The organism is Malaciobacter halophilus (assembly GCF_002837275.1).
GTDB classification, from domain to species: Bacteria; Campylobacterota; Campylobacteria; order Campylobacterales; family Arcobacteraceae; genus Malaciobacter; species Malaciobacter halophilus.
On the sequence record NZ_NXIF01000005.1, the window covers coordinates 54415 to 78474 of the forward strand.

The 24060-nt window shown below is 27.0% G+C and carries 22 protein-coding genes and 1 pseudogene; 17 read left to right on the forward strand and 6 right to left on the reverse strand.

All coding sequences use genetic code 11. The features are described 5' to 3' along the window. Window positions 1-38 precede the first annotated feature (38 nt). Window positions 39-1604, forward strand: a complete 1566-nt coding sequence (gene secD, locus CP960_RS01080; RefSeq protein ID WP_101183364.1) for a protein translocase subunit SecD — start codon at window positions 39-41, stop codon at window positions 1602-1604. Then, a complete protein-coding gene (secF, locus tag CP960_RS01085) occupies window positions 1604-2575 on the forward strand; it encodes a protein translocase subunit SecF (RefSeq protein WP_101183366.1) in 972 nt (323 codons plus the stop codon). The genes secD and secF overlap by 1 nt, the downstream gene beginning before the upstream one ends. Here secF and catB read toward each other — a convergent pair. After that, entirely contained in the window at window positions 2572-3216 is a 645-nt protein-coding gene (catB, locus tag CP960_RS01090; protein WP_101183369.1) for a type B chloramphenicol O-acetyltransferase, read from the reverse strand. The genes secF and catB overlap by 4 nt on opposite strands. Before the next feature lie 96 nt (window positions 3217-3312). Here catB and CP960_RS01095 point away from each other — a divergent pair, with 96 nt between their 5' ends. The 13 genes from CP960_RS01095 to CP960_RS01155 all read left to right on the forward strand — a co-directional run bounded on the left by CP960_RS01095 (window position 3313) and on the right by CP960_RS01155 (window position 17928). After that, window positions 3313-3804, forward strand: a complete 492-nt coding sequence (locus CP960_RS01095) for a hypothetical protein (protein ID WP_101183371.1) — start codon at window positions 3313-3315, stop codon at window positions 3802-3804. A gap of 100 nt (window positions 3805-3904) precedes the next feature. Beyond that, entirely contained in the window at window positions 3905-4249 is a 345-nt protein-coding gene (locus CP960_RS01100) for a DUF6394 family protein (protein ID WP_101183372.1), read from the forward strand. Then, window positions 4249-6714, forward strand: a complete 2466-nt coding sequence (gene leuS / locus CP960_RS01105) for a leucine--tRNA ligase (RefSeq protein ID WP_101183374.1) — start codon at window positions 4249-4251, stop codon at window positions 6712-6714. Before CP960_RS01100 ends, leuS begins: the two co-directional genes overlap by 1 nt. Before the next feature lie 2 nt (window positions 6715-6716). Beyond that, complete coding sequence (gene lptE, locus CP960_RS01110; protein ID WP_101183376.1) at window positions 6717-7229, forward strand: LPS assembly lipoprotein LptE; 513 nt, start codon at window positions 6717-6719, stop codon at window positions 7227-7229. A gap of 8 nt (window positions 7230-7237) precedes the next feature. Then, window positions 7238-8407, forward strand: a complete 1170-nt coding sequence (locus CP960_RS01115; RefSeq protein ID WP_101183378.1) for a folylpolyglutamate synthase/dihydrofolate synthase family protein — start codon at window positions 7238-7240, stop codon at window positions 8405-8407. Further along, the gene (locus CP960_RS01120) at window positions 8397-9302 is read left to right on the forward strand and encodes a peptidoglycan DD-metalloendopeptidase family protein (RefSeq protein WP_101183380.1); all 906 of its coding nucleotides are present in this window, start codon (window positions 8397-8399) and stop codon (window positions 9300-9302) included. Before CP960_RS01115 ends, CP960_RS01120 begins: the two co-directional genes overlap by 11 nt. Beyond that, on the forward strand, window positions 9245-9688 hold the full coding sequence (locus CP960_RS01125; protein ID WP_101183381.1) for a bactofilin family protein: 444 nt from the start codon (window positions 9245-9247) through the stop codon (window positions 9686-9688). The genes CP960_RS01120 and CP960_RS01125 overlap by 58 nt, the downstream gene beginning before the upstream one ends. Continuing rightward, a complete protein-coding gene (locus CP960_RS01130; protein WP_101183383.1) occupies window positions 9672-11801 on the forward strand; it encodes a DEAD/DEAH box helicase in 2130 nt (709 codons plus the stop codon). Before CP960_RS01125 ends, CP960_RS01130 begins: the two co-directional genes overlap by 17 nt. Next, the gene (locus CP960_RS01135) at window positions 11802-13427 is read left to right on the forward strand and encodes a cation:proton antiporter (RefSeq protein ID WP_101183386.1); all 1626 of its coding nucleotides are present in this window, start codon (window positions 11802-11804) and stop codon (window positions 13425-13427) included. It abuts the gene before it with no gap. 133 nt (window positions 13428-13560) lie between these two features. Beyond that, complete coding sequence (locus tag CP960_RS01140) at window positions 13561-14757, forward strand: TolC family protein (protein WP_101183388.1); 1197 nt, start codon at window positions 13561-13563, stop codon at window positions 14755-14757. After that, window positions 14757-16010, forward strand: coding sequence for an efflux RND transporter periplasmic adaptor subunit (locus CP960_RS01145; RefSeq protein ID WP_101183390.1), 1254 nt, complete (start codon window positions 14757-14759; stop codon window positions 16008-16010). The genes CP960_RS01140 and CP960_RS01145 overlap by 1 nt, the downstream gene beginning before the upstream one ends. Continuing rightward, on the forward strand, window positions 16010-16717 hold the full coding sequence (locus CP960_RS01150) for an ABC transporter ATP-binding protein (RefSeq protein ID WP_101183392.1): 708 nt from the start codon (window positions 16010-16012) through the stop codon (window positions 16715-16717). Before CP960_RS01145 ends, CP960_RS01150 begins: the two co-directional genes overlap by 1 nt. Next, window positions 16717-17928 carry an ABC transporter permease gene (locus tag CP960_RS01155; protein ID WP_101183394.1) on the forward strand — a complete coding sequence of 404 codons (1212 nt, stop codon included), beginning with the start codon at window positions 16717-16719 and terminating at the stop codon, window positions 17926-17928. Before CP960_RS01150 ends, CP960_RS01155 begins: the two co-directional genes overlap by 1 nt. Window positions 17929-17963: 35 nt before the next feature. Here CP960_RS01155 and CP960_RS13940 read toward each other — a convergent pair whose 3' ends face one another. The 5 genes from CP960_RS13940 to CP960_RS01175 all read right to left on the reverse strand — a co-directional run bounded on the left by CP960_RS13940 (window position 17964) and on the right by CP960_RS01175 (window position 22245). Beyond that, a complete protein-coding gene (locus CP960_RS13940) occupies window positions 17964-18824 on the reverse strand; it encodes a TonB-dependent receptor domain-containing protein (RefSeq protein ID WP_228151973.1) in 861 nt (286 codons plus the stop codon). A gap of 6 nt (window positions 18825-18830) precedes the next feature. After that, complete coding sequence (locus CP960_RS13945) at window positions 18831-20003, reverse strand: TonB-dependent receptor plug domain-containing protein (RefSeq protein WP_228151972.1); 1173 nt, start codon at window positions 20001-20003, stop codon at window positions 18831-18833. Window positions 20004-20108: 105 nt separating this feature from the next. After that, the gene (locus CP960_RS01165) at window positions 20109-20435 is read right to left on the reverse strand and encodes a DUF3325 family protein (RefSeq protein WP_101183395.1); all 327 of its coding nucleotides are present in this window, start codon (window positions 20433-20435) and stop codon (window positions 20109-20111) included. Further along, complete coding sequence (locus tag CP960_RS01170) at window positions 20432-21982, reverse strand: PepSY-associated TM helix domain-containing protein (protein ID WP_101183398.1); 1551 nt, start codon at window positions 21980-21982, stop codon at window positions 20432-20434. Before CP960_RS01170 ends, CP960_RS01165 begins: the two co-directional genes overlap by 4 nt. A gap of 2 nt (window positions 21983-21984) precedes the next feature. Continuing rightward, window positions 21985-22245 (reverse strand): hypothetical protein, encoded by a 261-nt coding sequence (locus tag CP960_RS01175; protein ID WP_101183400.1) that lies wholly within the window; start codon window positions 22243-22245, stop codon window positions 21985-21987. A gap of 170 nt (window positions 22246-22415) precedes the next feature. On the opposite strand from CP960_RS01175, the gene CP960_RS01180 reads away from it, so the two are divergent. Continuing rightward, the gene (locus CP960_RS01180) at window positions 22416-23150 is read left to right on the forward strand and encodes a response regulator (RefSeq protein ID WP_101183402.1); all 735 of its coding nucleotides are present in this window, start codon (window positions 22416-22418) and stop codon (window positions 23148-23150) included. Then, window positions 23128-24060 (forward strand): annotated as a pseudogene (locus CP960_RS01185) (hypothetical protein); the annotation flags it as partial. The gene CP960_RS01180 and the pseudogene CP960_RS01185, both read left to right, overlap by 23 nt.

Sequence of the window (24060 nt, forward strand, 5' to 3'; positions counted from 1 at the left end):
TTTTAAATTTTCTATGTACTACAAGCTAAGGAAAATGATTGAAAATCTTTAATTATAGACTAATAATTTTTATATTAAGTATCATATTTGGAGTTGTTTTTTCAATGCCTTCATTTATGCAGACAGATACTGGTAAAAAAATTGCACTAGGACTTGATTTACAAGGTGGGTTACATATGCTTTTAGGAGTTCAGACTGATGAAGCTGTAACTTCAAAAATTAAAAGTATTGCTTCATCAATTAAATATTTTGCTGAAGATGAAGACCTACTAATTGAAGAATTAAGTATAAATGAAAATAGTGTAAGTTTTACAGTATTAGATGGTGATGAAATTCCAAAAATAGAGAAAATGTTAGAGAAAATCGATGGTTTAAATATTGCTATTGATGGACTTAATATTGATGTGAGTTTAACTGAAGAAGAAGCAATAAGAACAAAAGATTTATCTGTATCTCAAGCAGTTGAAACTATTAGAAATAGACTTGACCAATTTGGTTTAGCTGAACCTACTGTTATTAGACAAGGTGAAACAGATATTGTTGTTCAACTACCAGGGATAAAGTCTCAAGATGAAGAGAAATCTGCAAGGGAACTTATTTCAAAACCTGCAAATTTAGAGTTAATGGCTGTTGATGAAGAGAGAGCCGACCAAGTATATACAATGAGTGATGCCCAAGCAGCAGAGTATGGGGATATTATTTTAGAAGATACAAATAATCCAAATATTTTATATCTAGTAAAAGAGATTCCTATTTTAAGTGGAGATCAAGTAATTGATGCAAAAGTAGCATTTGACCAATCAAATCAACCTATCATTAATTTTACTTTAAACTCAGCTGGTGCAAGAATCTTTGGTGATTTTACTGCAAAAAGTGTAGGAAAAAGACTTGCAGTTGTATTAGATGGGAAAGTATATTCAGCTCCTTCAATTAGAGAAAGAATAGGTGGAGGAAGTGGTCAGATTTCTGGTGGATTTACTATTGCTGAAGCTGGAAATGTTGCTATTGCTTTAAGAAGTGGTGCATTACCTGCTTCTGTAAAACTACTTGAAAAAAGAAGTGTTGGTCCAAGCCTTGGTGCAGACTCAATTGAAGCTTCAATGATTGCACTTATTTTGGGTTTTGTTTTAGTAGTTGTATTCATGGTAGTTTATTATAGACTTGCAGGAATTGTTGCAAATATTGCACTTATTACTAATATTTTTATTATTGTATCTGTTATGGCAATGTTTGGAGCTACTTTAACCTTACCTGGTATGGCAGGTATTGTTTTAACCGTGGGTATGGCAGTTGATGCCAATGTTATTATTACAGAAAGAATTAGAGAGTTACTTAAAAAAGGTATGTCAATTCCAAAAGCAATTGAAGATGGATATGCAAATGCAATGAGAGCAATTCTTGATGCGAATATTACTACTCTTTTAGTTGCAGTAATTTTATATGCATATGGAACAGGTCCTATTAAAGGTTTTGCTGTAACTATTTCTATTGGTATTTTAGCATCTATGTTAACAGCAATATTAGGAACACATGGTATTTACGAAGCATTATTACCAAAAATCTCAAAAGATAAAAATGCTAAAAAATGGTTTGGAGTTAGTTAATGGAAATTTTTAAATCAAATAAAGTATATAACTTCATGGGAAGAAGAATCCCTTTTTTAGGATTATCTTCTATTTTATTTATTGCTTCAATAGTTTTACTTTTAGTTAAAGGATTAAACTTTGGTATTGATTTTGCTGGAGGAACTATTGTTCAAGTTAAGTATGAAAAAGCTGCTCCAATACCTGATATTAGAGATGTTTTAAAAACAAAACCAGAGTATGCTAATGCTATAATTTCTAAATTTGGTAGTGACAAAGAAGTTGTTATTAGACTTTCTGGTTCTTCTTCTGATTTATCAACTGATATTAGTGATAGAATTCATAAAGTATTAGACCCAACAGGAAACTTTGAGATTAGAAGGGTTGATATTGTTGGACCTAAAGTTGGTGGAGAGTTAAGAGAGAAAGGTTTGATGGCATTAAGCTTATCAATTTTTATTATTTTAATTTATGTATCATATAGATTTGAATGGAGATTTGCCGTTGCTTCTATTTTAGCACTTATTCATGATATTACTATTGCTTTAGGAGCTATTTCACTATTTTCTGTTGAAGTAAATCTTGATATCCTTGCAGCAATTTTGACTATTCTTGGATATTCATTAAATGATACAATTATTGTTTTTGATAGAATTAGAGAGGGTGTGCAAACTTCTAAAGAGACAGCTTTAAAACTAATTGTAAATGAGTCAGTAAGTAGAACATTATCAAGAACTACACTTACTTCATTAACAACATTCTTTGTTGTTGCTACACTATTTGCATTTGGTGGAGAGATTATTCATGGATTTGCATTTACTCTACTTGTGGGTATTATTGTAGGTACTTACTCTTCTATTTTTATTGCTGCATCATTTTTAGTTCAATTAAAGTTCTCTATTGCAGACTTTAGAGCTAAAGAGGCTGACAAATTAAAAAGACAAAAAGAGAAAGAGAAGTTAAGAGCTATGTATGAGAAAGGAACAGTCTAATTAGACTGTTCCTTTTTTACTTTTTTTAAATAATAGTTATGAAGTTTTGAAATATCTTCACTACATAAAATTTCAATAGCATTTTTAAGATATTTTTTATCCCAATCCCACCATTTTATCTCTAAAAGTATATTTATATCTTCTTTACTAAATCTTTTTTTTATCTCTTTTGCAGGATTTCCTCCTACAACACTATATGGTTCTACATCTTTTGTAACTAAAGCTTTACTTCCTACAATTGCCCCATGACCTATATTAACTCCTGGCATAATCATAGCTTCACTTCCTATCCATACATCATTGCCTATTACTGTATCTCCAGCTTTAGTAAAAGCATCTTTTGCTTTTAAAAATAGCTCATTATCTTGATAAAAGAAAGGAAATGTACTTATCCATTTTGCGTTGTGACCTTGATTTCCAGCCATAATAAAGCTTGCACCACTTCCAATAGAACAAAATTTACCAATTCTTAGTTTATCAACATCATCTCTATTTGGCATTAGATATCTTGCACACTCATCAAAACTATGACCATGATAGTATCCAGAATAGTAACTATAATCTTCACAAATAATATTTGGATTGCTAATTTGCTCTTTAATTGGCTTACCTATAAAAGGTGATTCAAAAAAATTATCCATATTTAAGCCTTTTTGATTTACTTTATCATATAAAACAATTATTTTACTTTAATAATATTTTAAATAAAATAGATAAACATAAATTTGGAGAAAAAAATGGAACAAACAATAAGTGAAAGAAAGGGGTTTTTGCATAGCTTCGATAAATACACTTCAAAAAATGGAACAGATTGGTATTTAGCTTTAACTTGGATATTTATTTTAGAGTTAATATCTTCAATAATTGAATTTTATTACTTAGACGTGGCAAGAGACTATGTGATTCACATAGAAAAAGGGATGTTTAGAGAGTTGTTAATTGCAGGTTTTATAAGTTTTTTTGTTTGGCACTTTGTTTATAGTGTTGTTCAAATGAGAAGACAGCAGTTTTTATTTTTATTAATGTATTTATTATTGGGATTATATTTTTATATAACAGATGATGTAACATTTAATTTACTATTTCACAATATTATAAATCCATTTGAATTTGAATTTAACGGATTTAATTTATATACAATTGTACAAGTATTTATTAAACTTGTAATGCTTTATTTAATCATTAAATTTTTCCAATCATTAAAAAATAGAGATAAGCTCAAACAGTAGCTTTTCTCTAAAGCCTTTAGTTTAGAGTATCAAAGCCTTATTTTATCCTTTTTTAGATATTATAATTGCTTCAATTAAAATGGAAAACTAAAGGATTAATATGGATTGGGGTAAGGTTACTTATATATTTTTCTCACTCATGTCACTCACAACGACAGCAGGTTTTATCTATGAACCAAATGCAGTAGCACTATTTTTAGCTGCAGGTGTAAATGTAATATCAACTATTTTAAAAATTGGTGTAAAAAATCTTCTAGCAGCAGAACTCTTAGCAAGTTCATTAGTTGCAGATTTACACTTAATTCCTGCGTTTATGGTACTAACATTTATGGGTGATGAAAGACTAGCAATTGCATTAGCAATTGGTGCAATTGTAGCAAATCTTTTCTCAATAGCATTAGCACTAATAGAGAGTGCAAAAAGTCAAGATAAGGATGTTTATTAATGGAATATAATCCACAAGAAATAGAGAAAAAATGGCAAAACTATTGGAGTGAAAATAGTAGTTTTGAACCAAGTGAAGATACAAAAAAAGATAAAAAATATATTTTAAGTATGTTTCCATATCCAAGTGGAAGAATTCATATGGGACATGTTAGAAACTACTGTTTAGGAGATGCTTTTGCTAGATATTTTAGAAAAGCAAACTATAATGTACTTCACCCAATTGGATGGGATAGTTTTGGTATGCCAGCAGAAAATGCAGCAATTAAGCACAAACTTCATCCTAAAAAATGGACTTATGAAAATATTGATTATATGAGAGATGAATTAAAAGCTTTAGGATTATCTTTTTCTGAAAATCAAGAGTTTGCAACATCAGATGAACTTTATACAAAATGGGAACAAGAGTTTATCATCAAAATGTATGAAGAGGGACTTTTATATAGAAAATCAACAACTGTAAATTGGTGTGAACCTTGTCATACTGTACTTGCTAATGAACAAGTAGAAGAGGGATGTTGTTGGAGATGTGATACTCCTGTTGAACAAAAAGAGATGCCAGGATATTATGTTGCTATTACAAAATATGCTCAAGAGTTGCTTGATGATTTAAAAACTTTAGAAGGTTCTTGGCCAAGTCAAGTTCTTACTATGCAAGAAAATTGGATAGGAAGAAGTGAAGGTTTAGAGTTTAATTTAGAGCTTTGTAAAGATTCAAGATTTAAACTTGATAAACAGTTTAGCTCATTTGAAGTTTTTACTACAAGACCTGATACTATTTATGGAGTTTCTTATTCAGCATTAGCTCCAGAACATCCTATTGTTAAATATATAGTAGAAAATAAACTACTTCCTGATAATAAAATCAAAGCTATAAAAGCTATGCAAAAAGTAAGTGAAAGAGATAGAGCTACTCAAGATAAGCAAGGTGTATCTTTAGAAATTGATGTAATTCATCCATTAACAGGTGAGCTAATACCTGTTTGGGTTGCAAATTTTGTACTTGCTTCTTATGGTGGTGGTGCTGTAATGGCAGTTCCTGCCCATGACCAAAGAGATTTTGAGTTTGCAAAACAGTATGATTTACCAATTAAACAAGTAATAGTAGGCCCTGATGGTATTATTGAAAACCCAAAAGAAGCTTATACTTTAGAAGGTGAGTTAATAAACTCTGAAAGCTTTAGTGGACTTAAAAATAATAAAGCTAAAAAAGCAATAATCTATCATTTTGAACAAAATTCAATTGGTAAAAAGCAAATAAACTATAAATTAAGAGATTGGGGAGTATCAAGACAAAGATATTGGGGAGCTCCAATCCCTTTTGTTCATTGTGATGATTGTGGATTAGTACCTGAAAAAGTAGAAAATTTACCAATTTCTTTACCTGAAGATGTAGAGATTACAGGAAAGGGAAATCCTTTAGATACTCATGAATCTTGGAAAAAATGTAGTTGTCCTAAATGTGGTAAAGAAGCAACAAGAGAGACAGATACACTAGATACTTTTGTTCAATCTTCTTGGTATTTTTTAAGATATGCAACAAACCATAAAAAATGGCAAAAAGAGGGTATTTCTAAAAAAGATAGTGATTATTGGATGGATGTTGACCAGTATATTGGTGGAATTGAACATGCAATTTTACACTTACTTTATGCAAGATTTTTTACAAAAGTGCTAAATGATTTGGGTTATACAAATTCAAGAGAACCATTTAAACAGTTACTTACACAAGGTATGGTTCTTAAAGATGGTGCAAAAATGTCTAAATCAAAAGGAAATGTAGTTGACCCAGATTCAATTGTAGAACAGTATGGTGCTGATACTGCAAGACTATTTATCCTTTTTGCTGCACCTCCAACAAAAGAGTTAGAGTGGAATGATAGTGCAGTTGATGGAGCATTTAAATTTATTAAAAAATTTGTTCAAAGAAGTTCTCATGTTACAAAACAAGCAGCTGAAAACTTTTCAAGTATTGAACATAGCTCTTTAAACAAAGTAGAAAAAGAAGCTAGAAGAAAAGTTTATGAAGCTTTAAAAAGAGCAAATGATGTATTTACTAAAACATATACTTTTAATACTTTAATTGCAGGTGCAATGGAAGCTTTAAATGCACTTCAATCACAAGAAAATGAACTTATTTGGGCAGAAGGTTATTATATTTTAACTAATATTTTAGAACCAATTATTCCTCATACTTGTTGGGAATTATCAGATAAACTATTTGATAAAAAGAATTTTAATAATAAAATTGAAGTAAAAGAGGAAGTTTTTGCACTAGACTCAGTTGTTCTAGCAGTTACAATTAATGGTAAAAAAAGATGTGAAATTGAAATCTCACCTGATGCACAAAAGGATGAAATTTTACTTGAAGCTAAAAAAATAGCTCAAAAGTGGATTGAAAATAAAGAGATAATCAAAGAGATTGTAGTACCAAATAAGTTAGTGAATTTAGTAGTTAAAGGTTAGTAATGAAAAAAAGTCTATTAGTACTAGTTACATTTCTTGCAATATTTATTTTAGCAGGGTGTGGATATAAACCTTCAAGCTATTATGCAAAAAAACAAATACAAGGAAATGTGTTTGTTGATCTTTTTGTAAATATTAAAGATCCAAAAAACTCAGTTTTAATCAAAGATGCAATGAATGAAATTTTAGTGCATAGACTAGATGCAAAGCTAGTTACAAATAGAAATGAAGCTGATACTATTGTTTATGTAAGTTTAGGAAATGTATCAATGACTGAACTTGATTATGATGAACAAGGATACACAAAACTTTACAGAGCAGTTGTAAGTGTAAATGTAAGATATGAAAATAGTGAGTATAAAAACTCATTTAGTGTAACTGGAAGACATGAGTTTGCTCTTGATGGGGGTTCAACTATAACAGATACAAAAAGATTTGAAGCTATTAAAAGCGCGGCTTCAAAAGCCTTAGAAGAGGTTATCTCAAAAATTGCAGTTTACTCTTTTAAAAAGTAGTTAAAATAATGCAAAAGAGTTTAAAAGAAATAGATTTAAAAGGTTTTTTAGAGTTTAAGACTCTTTACTATGACAAAATAGACTTCTCAACAGTTGAAAACTCTTGGGAATGTCTAAAAAGTCATATAAAATTACCATATGTTATTCATATAGTAGGAACAAATGGTAAGGGAAGTACAGGAAGATGTCTAGCTCACTATTTATATAAAAAAGATTTTAAAGTAGTTCATTATAGTTCTCCTCATATTAAAAAATTTAATGAAAGAGTTTGGTTAAACGGAGATAATGTAAGTGATGAACTACTTGAAAATACCCACAAAAAAATACAAAAAATACTTAATATACAATTATTAGAAAAGCTTACTTATTTTGAATATACAACTTTGCTTGCACTATATATTAGTTCAGAATGTGATTATATTATTTTAGAAGCAGGACTTGGAGGTGAATTTGATGCTACAAATGTAGTAGAAAATAGTCTTAGTTTAATTACAACAATTGATTTTGACCATCAATCTTTTTTAGGTAATAGCATAGAAGAGATTGCACAAACAAAAATGCGTGCATGTGATAAACAGATGATAGTTGGCTATCAAATACATGAAAATGTAAAAAAGACTGCTTTTAAAGTTCAAGAACAGCTTAATAAAGAGTTTAATAAACAAATAAAAGTTGATTTTGTTGAAGAGTTTAATAAATATAGTTTTAATGTGGATTTTCCTAGATATTTAATAAAAAATTTACATTTAGTAGTTTCATGCTTGAAGTTTTTAAATATTGATATTGATTTAAAATTATTTGATGATGTACAACTAAAAGGAAGATGTGAAAAAATTGCTTCAAATATTACTATTGATGTGGGACACAATCCTTTAGCTGCAAGAGCTTTAAAAGAGCATTTTAAAAATAAGAAAATTACACTAATTTACAACTCTTATAAAGATAAAGATTATAAAGAGGTTTTAAAAATATTAAAGCCAATTATAAATGAAATAATTATAATTGAACTTGATGATAAAAGGATTGTAGATAAAAACAATTTATTAGAAATTTGTAAAGATTACAATATAATGACAAGTTTTAATCTTGAACTAAAAAAAAGCAAAGAGTATTTAGTTTTTGGCTCTTTTTTAGTTGTTGAAAAATTTTTAGATTTTATAGGTATTGATGAAAAATAGATTAATAATAACAGTATCAGATGTAAATGGAACAAAATCATATAATATACACCAGCTAGTAAGAAAATTTTTTGTAATATTTTTAGTTGTTGCACTACTAGTTTTAGGAATGAGTTTTTGGTTGATTTCATATTTAAATGAAGAGATTACTGAAGTAAAACAGACAAAAGAGCAACAAATAGCCACATTAGAACAAAAAGAGAAAGAGCTTTTAGCACAAAATAGTTTTTACTCTAAGCAGATAAAAGGTAAAGTTGATGATATAGAAGAGTTAAGCTCAAAACTTGACCATCTTGAAGAGATAATAGGAATAAAAAAAGATGATGATACAGGTTTAATTAAAAGAGCAACTTTGGCTACTATGACAACTGTAAAAAAAGTTTTTATGTTAAAAACTATTCCAAATGGTAGCCCTTTAAAAGAGACTACAATTACATCAAGTTATGGATATAGAGTTCATCCTATTACAAAAAAAAGAAAATTTCACAGAGGAATTGACTTTAGAGCAAGAATGAGAACTAAAGTTTATGCCACTGCTGATGGAATTGTAAGCTATGTTCAATCAAGAGATAGAGGAGGCTTTGGCCGTGTTGTTAAGATTATGCATGGATATGGATTTCAAACAGTTTATGCACACTTAAATAAAACAGAAGTTAAACTTGGTCAAGTAGTTAGAAAAGGTGACTTATTAGGGCTTAGTGGAAATAGTGGTAGAAGCTCAGGGCCTCATTTGCATTATGAAATTAGATATGGAGTTAAGATAATAAACCCTTACTATTTCGTAAAATGGAATATGAAAAACTATGAGATGATTTTTAAAAAACAAAGGAGAATTCCGTGGGAATCTTTGGTAAAACTAATAAACGAACACAACAAAATAGTGGAGCAACAGTAATTGCTGCTGGTACTTGTATCATTGGAGGTATAAGTACTGAAGGAACTGTTCATATTGATGGAAAATTTGAAGGTGTTATTTTAGAAGCAGATGTAATTACTATTGGACAAACAGGAGAAGTAATTGGAGATATAAAAGCTAATAATTTAATTGTAAGTGGATTGTTTGATGGTAAGATTGATTGCAATGAAGTTCATGTATTATCTTCAGGAAAAGTTATAGGTGAAATAAAATATAACGAATTAGTAATTGAAGAAGATGGAAAGTTTGAGGGGCAAGGTATTAGAAAAGGCTCAAAACTTACAAGTAGATATGGTGAAATTGAGCAAAAAATTAATAACATTATAATATCTCCAAAACCAATTACCCATGATAAAAATTCGTGAGAAGTTACAACAACTTTATAATCAAAAAAGAAGTATTGAAGAGCAAATAAAAAATTTAGAAGCTCAACTTCAAAATAAAAAGCCAGTAAGAGGTTTTACTAAAGATGAAAAAATAGAGATATTTAAGTCTTTATTTATTAATAGACTTGATATTTATGCTAAGAAATGGGTAAGTAAAGATAATAAAAAACAAAAATATTTCCCAGTTACACAAACTTTTAAAAAAGAGGATTACATTCCTTTAACAAATCATGAAATAGAACTTCATTTAAGAGGATTAAATGATATAGCAACATATGTAATAGACTATTCTAACTCTTGTAAATATGTTGTTATAGAACTTTTAGATGAAGATAAATTTAAACTACAAATTGCACTTAACTCCTTAAATATTAGAGCTTATTATGAAATAACTACATATAATAGTTTAAAAGCATGGATATTTTTTGAAGAGAAAATTAGTGCAAAAATGGCAAATCTATTTGCAAATGAGATATTAAGAAGAGCAAATATAAATGGAAAAATTTTTCCAAAGGAGCAGTTTGCTACAAGAGCTAATTTAGGCTCTTTTATTACTTTACCTTTACACTTAAAATATAGAAAAAATAACCAAACAGTTTTTGTTGATATAAATACATCAAAAGTGTATGAAGACCAGTGGAGTGTTTTAAATAGTGTGTTAAAAGTTAAAAAACAACAAATTATACCACTTTGTCAAGAACAAAATATTAAAACTTTTGATGAAGCAAGCTTTGAGGATATAATATTTCCAAGTTTTAAATTAAAACTTATAATTTATGATTTTTTATATATTCCAACAAAAGATTTATCTAAGGGTTTATTAAATAAATTAAAGTCATTTGCTAGTTTTGATAATCCTCAAATAAAAGTTTTATTAAGCCTTAGAAAGCCTTTATATAATACTCCAAGAGTTATAAAAAATTATGAAGAAGATGAGAAATATTTAAAGCTTCCTAGAGGAGTTATTTATAAAACTCTAGATTTTTTTAATAAAAACAGTGTAGATTTTATTTTAGAAGATAAAAAGTATTTTGAAAAAATTGAGACAAAAAAAGTAACTTTTACTTTAAGGCAAGAGCAACAAGAAGCTATTGATAATATTTTAAAAAAAGATTTTAGTATATGTGTTGCACCACCTGGTTTTGGAAAAACATTAATTGGTGCAAAAATGACAGAGATTAGAGCTTGTACTACTCTTGTTATAGTAAACAAAAATATGCTTTTAACTCAATGGATACAACGTTTTGTTGATTATTTTGGTTATACAAAAAAAGATATTGGTTATTTAGGAAAAGGGAAAAATAAATTAACTGGACAAATAGATATTGCAACTATGCAAAGTTTAAAAAATGACCCTGAAGTTATAAATAATTACTCTTTTTTAATTGTTGATGAGTGTCATCATATTCCAGCAGTTACATTTGAACAAATTGTTAAACAGTTCCATGGGAAATATGTTTTAGGTTTAAGTGCTACACCAAAAAGAAAAGATGGATTAGATCCAATTCTTTTTCAACAACTAGGTGATGTTTCATATGAGCATAAAAAGAAAAAAACAACAACAAATAGTTTAAAAGTTATTCGAACAGATTTTGAAAGTCAAGCTGATAATTATGCTACTTTAATAAATGAATTATGTGCAAATCATGCAAGAAATCTTTTGATTTTAGAACAAATTAAAAATAATATTCAAAGAAAAATTTTGGTTTTAAGTGATAGAATAGAGCACTTAAAAGTGCTTGAAGAGTTACTTATAAAACAGAATATTGATTATGTTTGTATTCACGGAAGTATGAATAAAAAAGAGCAAGAGAAGAATATGAAAGAAGTTAAAACTAAAACTTTAGTTTTAGCAACAACCTCTTATTTTGGTGAAGGTATAGATTTTCCCCATTTAAATACAATTCTTTTTGCAACTCCAATCTCATACTATGGAAGACTTATTCAATATTTAGGAAGAGTTGGAAGAGATGGGCAAGAATGCTTAGCAATTGATTTTTTAGATTCTAAAAATGCTATGCTTAATTCTGCTTATAAAAAGAGATTAGAAGGGTATAAACAGATGCATTATAAACAAGTTATAGGAAAGTAGATGTTAGGAATTATTGTATGGACTATCTTTATTGCAGTTATGGTGAATTTACTACTAAAAAAGTTTCATTTACCAACAATTATAGGTTATATTGTAACTGGTACAATTATTGCATATCTATTTGATTTACATAATGCCGTTAATAATCATGATTTAAAAGAGATAGCTGAATTTGGAGTAGTGTTTTTAATGTTCACCATAGGGTTGGAGTTCTCTTTGCAACATCTAAATAGAATGAAAAAAGAGGTGCTTGTAACAGGTGGTTTACAAATTATCGTAACTACTATTTTTGTATTTCTAGTTTGTATGTTTATTCTTAATTTTGATTATAAAACTTCATTGGTTTTAGGTGCAGCATTGTCTTTATCTTCAACTGCTATTGTTTTAAAAATCTATAATGAAAATGGTGATATAAAAAAACCATATGGAAGAAGAGTTTTAGGAATATTAATTATGCAAGATATTGCAGTAATTCCTATTTTACTTATGATTTCAATTTTTAGTATGGGTGATGATAAATCAGTTTTTCATATTATTTTTGAAACAACAGTTGCAGCATTTATTTTGATTTTATTATTGTATATAACAGGAAAATATCTTTTAGAGCCTTTTTTTGAGTATGTGAGTGAATCAAAATCAGAAGAACTTTTTGTAGGTTCTGTTTTATTAATAGCTATTGGAGCATCTTATTTAGCACACTATTTTGGATTTTCTTACTCCCTTGGAGCTTTTATAGCTGGTATGATGATTAGTGAAACAAAGTTTAAGCATCAAGTAGAAGCTGACCTTATTCCTTTTAGAAATCTTTTATTAGGAGTATTTTTTATAACTGTTGGAATGCAAATCAATTTTAGTGTAATTGGTGAACATATTTTTACAATTTTGATACTTCTTCCAGTTTTATTATCTTTAAAATATATAATTATATACTCTCTTGTAAGAATTGATGATACTAAAAGAGTTGCATTTAAAACAGCACTTTCTCTTGTCCAAATTGGAGAGTTCTCTTTAGCTGTTTTAGAATTAGCAAGAAGCAAGTCTTTAATAGATCCAACTTATTCACAAATTTTAATTGTAACAATAGTAATTTCTATGGTTTTAACACCTCTTGTACTTAAAAACCTTTCTTCTATTGCTTCTAAAATTTTGCCAGAAGATACTATGCAAATTGTAAATAGTATGCAAGTTAATAGTGACACACAAGGGCATATTGTAGTTATTGGTTATGGTCACTTAGGACAAGAAGTTGTAGAAAAATTAAAAGCTGAACATAGAAATTATATTATTATTGAACATAATATGAAGTACTATAAAATAGGTAAAGAGAAAAATGAGCCAATTATATTTGGAAATGCAGCAAGTAAAACTATTCTTAATTCAATAAATATTAAAAAATCAGCAGCAATTGTTGTCGCAATTGATAACCCTGAAAAGCTTACTCTTATTTGTGAAGTTATAGATGACTTAACTCATAATACAAAAACAATAGTTAAAGTTGGAAGAAAAGCAGAAGCACAAGAGTTAGAAAAACTTCATATTGAGCATATAATTGTTGAAGATGAGGTTTTATCTCAAGCCATTTTAGAAGAGACAAGAAGTTGTAGGCTTGATTACATAAGAAAATAGAGTTTTTTAAACTCTATTTTTTTTATATCTATTTATTGATAAAAATACTCATTATTGATGTTAATAAACTGTTAAATAATTATTTAATAATGGTTTAGAGTATGCTTTTATAATATGTTTTTAAAGGAGCAAAATGAAGAAAATATTAATAGTTTTTACTTTTTTAACTCTATATATAAATGCACAAGATTTAGAAATTTTAAATGAAGAGAAAAAGAGTTTAAGAAGTATAGATAAACAAATAATAAAACAAGAGTATGAAAAATCAAAAAATGATTGGATATCTCCTATTAATATAAACTCAAAAATTAATAGAACACACTCTTTTAATAAAAGCAGTGATAATTTAAATAAAAGTCTGTCTTTGGGGTTTACTCAAAGTATATATGAATCAGGTGGAATAGAGTTTACAATAAAATACGCAAATGAAAAACTACAAGCAGATTTTTTAAATTGGGAGTATGAAAATAACCAACTCTTGCAAGAAGTTTATGAAACTTTATTGCAAATAAAAAAGCTTAATACACAAATAAAAAAAAGTGATTATGAGTTAAAAAATAAAGAAATTGAACTTGTATTAAAAAAAATAGAGTATAAAAATGGTAAAACTGATATTATTGAATTGAATAATGCAATAATGGCAAGAAATAATCAGTTTAAAAATAGTGTAAATTTAAAAAACTCATTGAAACAGCAAAAAGTAATTTTAAAAAAATACACAAATTTAGAGTTTGAAAATATAAAATTATTAGATTTTTCAAATATAAAAAAAGATGATTATATTAAACATAATCTTGAAATTTTATATGAAAACTCAATGAAAAAAGTAGCAACTACTTCATATAAAAAACAAAAATCTTCTTATTTACCACAAGTTTCATTATCTACAAATCTTTCATATAATAAGAGTGAAAACTATACTTTAAATAGTAGTGATGATAATAATTCAGCAGCAATCTCTTTGAATTTATCTATGCCTTTATATGATGTAAATAAAAAAGCAACATTAGAGAAATTAAGATTAGAAACACTAAAAAAAAGTGCGAATATAAGTGATTTGAAAAATCAAATTAAAAAAGATTATGAGAAGAGTTTATTAAAAATAGAAACATATAAAAGTTATAACAAAATTATAAATAAAAACATAAAACTTTATGAAGATTTAATAGAAGTAAATAGAGTCTCAAATGAAGCAGGAATGTCTTCACAATATGATTTAGAAATATTAGAAAATACAAAAAAAATAAATGAGTATGATTTGATGATAAATAACATAGATATGCAATTAGAGTATGCAAAACTATATTTTAAAATAAAGGCAGAAGTGTAATGGCAAATTCAACTTTACAAGAGCAATTAAATGAGTATGCAAAAGGTAATAAAAAAAGAAGATATATCTATATTTTAATTGCTATTTTTACTTTAACAGCTCTTTTTTTAGTATTTTTAATAAATAATGATGAAAATAAAGAGGTTTCATATATTACAAAAAAAGTTAAAAAAGGAGATTTAGAAGTTTCAGTATTAGCAACTGGTAATTTAAATCCTACAAATAGTGTAGATATTGGTATAGAAGTATCTGGAACTATAAAAGAGATATATGTTGATTTTAATGATAAAGTAAAAGTAGGACAAGTATTAGCAAAGCTTGATACTACAAAATTAAAGTCAAAAGTAGATAGTTCAAAAGCATCACTTTTTATTGCAAAGGCGAACTTAAAAGAGAGTGAAGTAAATGTAAAAAACAAAAAATTGAATTATGAAAGAATGTTAAAGATGTTTGAACAATCAAAAGGAAAATATCCATCAAAAAATGATTTAGATGACTCACTATTCTCATATGAGAGTTCAAAAGCTTTATATGAAGCTGCAAAAGCTAAAGTTATGCAAGCTGAATATAATCTAAAAACTGATCAAGAGAATTTAGATAAAGCAGTAGTAAAGTCATCAATTGATGGAATTGTTTTAAATAAAGCAGTTGAAGTAGGACAAACAGTTGCTGCTTCAATGTCAACACCTACTCTTTTTACACTTGCAAAGGATTTATCTAAAATGGACTTAATTGTAAGTATTGATGAAGCTGATGTTGCAAATATAAAAGAGGGGTTAAATGTTACTTTTACAGTTGATGCATATCCAAAAGAGATATTTAAAGGTAAGATTAAACAAGTAAGATTTAATCCTATTTCTGAAAATGGAGTTGTAACTTATGAAACAGTAGTGTTAGTAGATAATAAAAGACTCTTTTTAAGACCTGGAATGACAGCATCAGCAAAAATAATTACAAAAAAACAGAACAATGTACTTCTTGTACCAAATAGTGCATTGCGATTTAATCCAGTTGCAAATAAAGATAATAAAAAGCAAAGTGTAAATCTTTTAAGAGCTAAAAGAAGAACAAAAAAAGATAAAAATTTTAAAGAGCTTGATGTACTTAGTTACAAATCTTTGTATATATTAAAAAATAATCAAGTAAAAAAAGTAGAAGTAAAAGTTTTGCAAACAGATGGAAAATTTACAAGTATACAATCACAAATAATAAAAGAGGGTGATAATGTAATTACTTCTCAAAAGAGTAGTTAATGTGTAGTGAAAATAGAACAATTATTGAGTTTAAAGATATAGTAAAAGTTTATGGTAAAGCTAATGTAAAAACTTATGCTTTAAATAGAGTTAATTTAAATATAAAAAAAGGTGAGTTTGTCTCAATAATGGGAGCTAGTGGGAGTGGTAAATCAACATCAATGAATATAATAGGATGTTTAGATTACCCTTCAAGTGGAGAGTATCTTTTTGATGGAGTAAATGTTGATAAGTTAAATAAAAATCAAATGGCTCTTCTTAGAAGAAATTATATAGGTTTTGTATTTCAAGGATTTAATCTTTTAGGTAGAACTACTGCTTTAGAAAATGTTGAATTACCTTTAATTTATAGAAAAACGCCTACAAAAGAAAGAAAAGAGTTAGCTTTTAAAGCTTTAAAAAAAGTTGGACTTGAAAGTGTAATTTATAATACTCCTGCTGAGTTATCAGGTGGTCAGCAACAAAGAGTAGCAATAGCAAGAGCTATTGTTACAAACCCTTTAGTTTTATTAGCAGATGAACCAACAGGAAATTTAGATAGTATTAAAAGTATTGAAATAATGAACCTATTAAAACAGCTTAATGAAGAGTTAGGAATTACAATTATTATGGTAACTCATGAAGAAGAGATGGCTCAATACTCAAATAGAGTTATCTATTTTAGAGATGGACATATAGAATCAAGTTTGAAAAAAGGGTATAAGTAATGTTAATAAATACTTTTCTTATAGCTATAAAAGAGATTAGAAGAAATATACTTCGTTCTATATTAACTACTTTAGGAATAGTAATAGGAGTAGCTTCAGTTATAGCTATGGTAATGATAGGAGATGGAACAACTGCAAATATTCAAGAAAGTATCTCTAAACTTGGAACTAATATGTTAACTTTAAGAGTAGGGCAAGAAAGAAGAGGTAAACCAAGAAGTGATAATAGTGCAAGAGCTTTTAAACAAGAGGATATTAATGCAATAAAAAATCAAATTGTAAATGTTAAAGCAGTTGCTGCACAAAATAGTAGCTCAATTAATGCAATATATTCAAATAGAAGTTATACTTCAAATATTATGGGAACAAGTAATGATTATTTTATAATTAAAGATTGGTCTTTAAAAAGTGGAAGGCTATTTAATAAAGATGAATTAACTTTTGGACAAACTTCTTGTATTGTTGGAACTACAATAGTAAAGCAACTTTTTGAAAATAATGATGCCCTTGGCGCAAAACTAAGATTAAAAAACTTTGCTTGTACAGTAGTAGGAGTTTTAAAATCAAAAGGTGCATCTGCATTTGGAAGAGACCAAGATGAAATTATTGTTGTTCCTCTTAAAATGTTCCAAAGAAAAATACAAGGAAATAAAGATATTAATTCAATTTTAATATCTGTTAACGAAAGTGAAAATATTGAACAAGTAAAAAAAGATGTGACTGCTTTAATGAAAGAAAGAAGAACAATTAAAGCTACTGAAGATAATAACTTTTATATAAGAGATATGAGAGATTTATTAACTGCAATGACTTCTACAACTAAAATGTTAACGTTTCTTTTAGGCTCTATTGCTGGAATATCATTATTAGTAGGTGGTATTGGTATTATGAATATAATGTTAGTTTCAGTAACTGAAAGAACAAGAGAAATTGGAACAAGGCTTGCAATTGGAGCAATGCAAAATGAGGTACTATTACAATTTTTAGTTGAGGCAATTGTTTTATCTACTTTAGGTGGAGTTATTGGGATTATTTTTGGTATATCAATTGGCTATTTAGTTGTTTTTTTTATGCAATTGCCTTTTATAATAAATATAAAAATAGTAGTAATTTCGTTTATTTTTTCAACATTAATTGGAGTTATATTTGGATATTTTCCTGCAAAAAAAGCAGCAAAATTAAATCCAATTGAGGCATTAAGATATGAGTAGAAGTAAAGAAGAGTTATCTTCTTTACTCTATTTGATTAAAATTTTAATTGCATAGAGAAGCTATATCTTCTTCCATCTAAAATATTATCATAATCATCTTCTGTTGTTACCTCTTTATTTGTAAGGTTATAAATACCTGCTTTAAAAGAGATATTATCTGATGCTTTATAAACTAGTCCTGCATCAGCAAAAGTGTAAGAAGGTTGTTTATTTAACTCTCCACTTCTTGAGATATTTCCAGCTGTTTGACTTCTATAATTAACTTGTGTCCAAAGATTAAGTTTTCCTGATACTTCCCAATCTAGTCCAGCATTAAACATATGTTTAGAGATGTCATTTAGCGGTCTTCCTTTATTCTCTCCTGATTTTTGTTCAGATTTTGTATATGTATAAGAGTGTCTATATAATAAATTATCAGTAATATTATAATCAGTTGTAATCTCTATACCTTTTATTTGCGCTTCATCTATATTTTCAAAAGCAGTATATCCATACTTATGAGCTTCATAGCTTGTTCCTTTATATGTGCAAGGCTGGTTTGGAGGACATATTCTTCCTGTTCTTTGAATTTTTTCTTCAAAATCTGTATGAAAAGCTACTATACTTGCTTTTAATCCTAAATCATAATCATTGTATGCCAATCCTGCTTCATAGTTTAAACTCTCTTCTGGTTTTAAATCAGGGTTACCAATCATTACCCCACCTCTTGAAATACCTGCAAAATCAGGCGCTGCTTTTCTTAAAGAAGGAGCTTTATATCCTGCTGTTACTCCACCTTTTAATGTAAATTTATCTGTTAGATGATAAACAGCATAAGCTTTTGGACTAAAATTACTTCCAAAAGCTTCATTGTCATCATATCTTCCACTTAATGTTAAAGCAAAATTTTCAGTAATTGCCCATTAATTTTCTGCAAAAATAGAGTATTGATATCTACTCATATTTACAATACTATCATTTAATGCACTAGTAGCACCATCTTCAAGAGTCTCATCTTTATAGTTAAATCCTATTGAAGTTGTATTTTTATCAAAGAAATATGTACCTTGAGAGTTAAAAGTTAAAGTTTCAAACTCTATACCATTCCCAGTAGTTTCATTTACTCTTGATTCATTTTTTGCTTTTTCATAATTAATATATGAATTGATTAAAAATTTATCATAATTTGCTTGATGTGTAAGACTATAAGCATAGTTGATTGATTTTTGATGAGAAACTTCATTCTCTACAATATTGCCTTTTCTATCTACATAAGTATAAGGCATACTTTTACCTGGATTTGAAGTTCTTTCTTGAACTCTATAATCATAAGATGCTGTAATTGTATTGTTTTTATCAGGAGTTAAAGTAAATTTAGTACCAATATTTTTTCTTTCAAAATCTGGGTCACTTCCTGCTTTTAAAGCACCATCACTTTTAAAGTTACTCTCATCTTGGTTTAGTATTGAACCATTAAGTGATACTGATAATAAATCTCCTATTAAAGGTAAACTAATATATGCATTTGTTTGAATTGAGTCGTTATTTACTTTATTTGAAGAGTCAGCTTTTAAATACTCTGTTGAAATAGTTGCAGAAAGTTTATTTGTATTTTTTTTAGTAATAATATTAACAACACCACCCATTGCATCTGAACCATACAATGCAGAAGCAGGCCCTCTAATAATTTCAATTTTTTCTATACTGTCAATTGAAGGTAAAAAATTTATGGGTGCGCCACTTAAACTACCATTGGGACTAAAAGTATCATTTCCTTGCATAGGTTTTCCATCAATTAAAAACAAAGTGTACTCTTTTGCCATACCTCTAATACTTATACTTTGATTAGAACCTCCTCCGTTTATATATAAACCTGGAACATTTTTTAAAGCATCAGTAATATCTGTATAAGATTTTTTTTCTAATTCATCTCTTGTAATAACTGAGATTGTAGCAGGTGCATCACTAATATTTTGTTCAATACCAGAAGCACTTACTACTGTTACATCGTTTAGTTTAGTTTTATCATTAGCATAAAGTGTAGAAATAGAACTTAATAAAGCTAATGAAGTAATGAAATATTTTTTAATATTCATTTATTCTCCTTGTGAATTTGTGATTTTATAATTTTAATAAAAAATAATGATGAGAAAATGATATTTTGATAATCAATATTAAAATTGATATCAAAAATAAAGGTATTAATTAAGTAAAAACTTTATTAATACCCAAAATAAAAAAGAAACAAATATAGTAAATATTAGTAGTTTTGGTTTATATGTTAAAAACAGAGCAATAATTATTATAAAAAGTGCTAAAAATCCAAAAAAATAAGTAATTCCAAGAGATAATCCAGTAGTTTTAATAAATAAAATTAAACTGATTATTAAAAGAGCATTCCCTATTAATTTTGATGCAATTTGGTAGTTTTTGTTTATACTAGTACTAATTACTACTTTATAGTGTTTATTCATGCTAATACTTAAAAGAACTAAAGCTAGGTATAGTATATATGCACTTACTGTCATTTTAAACCTTTTTTTGAATTTCTTATTAAAAAATATGAACCAATTGCAAATACAATAGCAGTTAAAATAAAAAATAAATCAAAATAAAAATACATTATTTCTCTATTTAGAAAATCTTTTGTCCAAAATAATGCATTTAAAATTGGAATAGAAAAGTAGATAATTGATGTTATAATCATCTGCTCAATCCACGCTTTTTTACTTTGCCTTAAAAAACTATGTATATAACATAGTAACCAAGCTATAAAAAAAGTATTTATTTCTAAAAGGTGTCTATTTTCAATATTTACTTCAATTACTCTATTTGCAATAAAAAATATTCCAATTGCAATAAATAAACCTGTAATTGTTCCAATATTAAGTTTTTCTACAAGCTTAAAACCAATGCTTGTATTTATTTTTTGTTTTTTCTTTCTTTTTTCTATCCATAAAACTAAGCCAGTTCCTGCTAAAACAATACCACTTATTCCACAAATAAAAAATAGAAATCTCATTGTAGAGTTTGCAAATATTGCTCGATGTAAAGTTGCAAAAGTTGTATTTGTATTAATTATATTGCTATTTGTTGTTGGAGGTATATTTTTTGAAATAAGCTTTGCACTATTTGCATCATATGTTAAGTATTCCCTTTCAAATTTTGAACTAAAAATAGAAGATGTTTCTTTTGGTCTAATTTGTATTTCATATGAACCATTTTTATTTTTATTAATAGAAAAACCACCAATATTATTAGGCCAAACTTTATTTGCATTTATTAAAACTTTATTTAGATTTTCAAAACTTAAAGACTTATTTTGAGCTTTTTTATTTACATTTTGATGAATGATTTGTGTTTGTTTTAAATTATTTAAATCACTTCTATATTCTCTAAAATCGCCGTCATAAGCTGCTTGCATTCCCCATGGCATTACTAATCTTGCAAATAAAAGTAAACCTGAATAAGTAATCATAATATGAAATGGCAATGCTGCAACAGCTGGAATTATATGTGCATCCATCCAACCTCTAGGATTAGCTTTTGCTCTTAATGTAAATATATCTTTAAATATTCTTGTATGTATAATTATTCCTGTAATAATAGCCACAAACATAGACATTGTTGCTAGTGCAATTGCCCATCTTGAAAAATATCTTGGAAAGCCATATAGTTCAAAATGAAATCTATATAAAAAGTTACCTCCAGCTGTTTGTCTTGTGTTTATATTTTCTCCACTTGATGCATCATAGTATTGATATACTCTTTTTGCTCTATGGGAATTATCACTTTTTTCTCGCCACATTGCAGATATTATATTTGAGCGATTATTTGGTAAAGTTATTGATATATTAGAGTTGTTTTGTACTAATTCTATAGCTTTTTGTTTTGCTATATCTAAACTATTTTTAGACTCTTTTGAGTAGTGCAGTTCAGGCTTCATCCATAAAGTAACTTCATCTTTATAATAAGAAAAAGTTCCTGTTACAAAAACTGCAAATAATATCCAACCTACAATTAATCCACTCCAAGTATGAAGCCATCTCATTGATTCTTTAAAACTTTTTTCCATGATTAACTTTCCAACATTAAAAGATTATTTATTATAAAAAGAGTGATACATACACTTGCTAATTGGAAAAATAGTTTTTTAATTTGTACATTACTAAATGCATATAAAATTATCAAAAGCCAAATCATAAATGATATCATTGAAGCAAATAAAGTAGCTTCTGCTTTATTTTCAAATGGTAAACCAAGTGTTAGTGTTATTGTTGCTAATGAGGTTAATAAATAACCTCCAAATGAAGCAAGTATAAATCTAATTTTTTTCATTTTTTTCCAAAGTATTAAATTTATACTAATTGTAACTTTGAATAATGATTAAAAAATGACATTTTAATAGTAACTATTAAAATCAATTGATAAGAAAGTATAAAGTTATTTTAATCTTCTTTATATACAATACTGAATATGATTATCAAAATTATACGAAAAGGTTTATATTGTCTAGCAATTTAATTATAAATAAAGAGTTTGATGTAATGATTGTAGAAGATGAACCAATTTTAGCAATGGCAATGCAGTTAAAATTAAATAAATTTGGATTAAATGTTAGAAGTATTGCAACTTCTGCAAATCAAGCTATATTACAAGCACAAAATAGTTATCATGACCTTGCTATTATTGATATAAATTTAAACTCAGAAAAAACAGGAATAGATGTAGCAAACTATTTATGGAAAAATTTTAATACTCCAATAATCTTTTTAACATCTTATTATAATGATAAAATTTTAAATAAAGCCATGGAAGCTGAACCTTATGCATATTTAATAAAACCTTGTAGAAATGAAGAGTTAAAAGTTGCTATAAATACAGTAATGCATAAACACCAATATTTTTTCAAAAATAAAGATAAATTGCAAACTAAAGATGATAAATTTGTTTATTTAAAAGAGAATGTAAAATTTAATAAAACAACTTCAGAGTTATATTTTGATGATAAAATTGTAAAGTTAACAAAAAATGAGAAAAAACTATTTTATATTCTGACAAAGCAAGCAGGAAAGATTGTAAACTTTGACACAATTTTCAATTTTATATGGAGAGAAGATGTTTATGACTTATCAAAACTTAGGTCATTAATTTATAGATTGAAAAATAAATTAGGTTTTAACCCTTTTGATAATCTATATGAAGAAGGGTATAGAATAAATGTATATAAAAAAGATATTTAATCTATTAAGTTTAAAGCATCTATCTTTTACTTCAAAAATTATTCTCTCTTTTTTTATTTTTGTTATAATTTTTTCTATTTTAAGAGCAGTATTAACGCTACCTAAAATTCAAGAAAAGAATACAAAAGAAGTAATGGAGCATATAAGCACAACTCTTCAATTAACAAAAGTACAATTTAAACTTGTAAGTGAAGCTCTTAGTATGCAAACAAAATTAGAAATAGAGTTAAATAGACAAAAAATTGAAAATGAGATTAAAAGTTTACAAAAAGAGTTCAATTTTTTATCTAAAAATTCAATCTATAAACTTTTAAATAAAAATACTCAAATTACAAATAGCTGTTCTTTTATGGTAAAGAATTTAGATTTTAATTATAAAACTTTAAGTAAAAATAACTATTTTTTTTATAATAAAAAAAGTTTTATAAATAAATGGATAGAGCTTAGTTTAAATAAAGATGATAAGGCTTTTAGAAAAAAAAGATTTTATATATATAATCATAAAATAGAAAACAAAAATATGCTTTTATCCCTTGCTTGTTCAAAGCAGGATTTAAATATTAATCATGGAAGTTTCGAAAAAAAGTTAAAAAACTATATAAATACTAAACTTTTAGATGATAGCGGTTTAAGTAGTGCCCAAATAGCACTTTTTTGGGTTAATCCAAACTTTTCTAAAGAAAAACCTCTTTTTACAAATAGTTTAAAACAGAGAAAAAAAAGATATACTTTAAGTAATCTTTCCAATGTTAAAAATCTTCCTGCTTCAGATTTAACTTTAAAGCAACTTTTAGATTCAAAGGAAAAAATACCTATAAAACATAAAGTTGAAAATAAAAAAATTATGACATGGGTAATAAAATTAAATAGTAATCCAAGTCAAAATAGATATTTTTTATTATTATATAGT